The organism is Allocoprococcus comes (assembly GCF_013300725.1).
Classification (GTDB): Bacteria; Bacillota; Clostridia; order Lachnospirales; family Lachnospiraceae; genus Allocoprococcus; species Allocoprococcus comes_A.
Genome location: NZ_JAAIMM010000103.1, coordinates 1 through 670 on the forward strand (window position 1 = coordinate 1; position 670 = coordinate 670).

Annotated in this window: 1 protein-coding gene; it reads left to right on the forward strand. The window is 40.0% G+C overall.

Going from position 1 to position 670, the window contains the following annotated elements:
- Positions 1-47: 47 nt before the first annotated feature.
- The coding region (locus G4407_RS16240; RefSeq protein WP_173689702.1) for an Rpn family recombination-promoting nuclease/putative transposase at positions 48-670 on the forward strand (623 nt) is incomplete at its 3' end.

Genomic DNA, 670 nt, shown 5'->3' on the forward strand with positions numbered 1-670 from the left:
TGGCGAATTTACTTATGAACTGTTTTCTATTATAATGGAGGTAAGCAATGAGAAAACAAAAGAAGAAATCTCGCCATAGCAAACAAACCCACAACCGGCAGTATAAGGACCGGTTATGGAGAATGATCTTTAATAACAAAGAAGATCTGCTGCAGCTTTATAATGCGATCAACCACACGGACTATCAGAACCCTGATGACCTGGAGGTAAACACATTGGAAGATGTCCTTTATCTGTCCATGAAAAATGATGTATCCTTCCTAGTTGGCGGAACCATGAATCTGTATGAACATCAAAGCACTTTTAACCCAAACATGCCGCTTCGCGGAGTCTTTTATTTCTCCCGGGTATATGAAGGGTATGTTGCAGATAATAATCTGATGATCTACCATGAAAAAAGAGTCCGGCTTCCAAAGCCGAAATATATTGTCTTTTACAATGGTACAAAAAACCAGCCAGATTCCATGGAGTTAAAGCTTTCAGACTGCTTTGAAAATACAGATAACGAAGCACCTTGCCTGGAATGCACCGCAACCATGTTGAATATCAACTATGGTCACAATCAGGAGCTGATGAAGCATTGCAGAAGGCTTGAAGAATATTCCATATTCGTCCAATGTGTCAGGGAATATATACAGTCGGAACCTTCTGTGGAAGATGCATTAGAAAA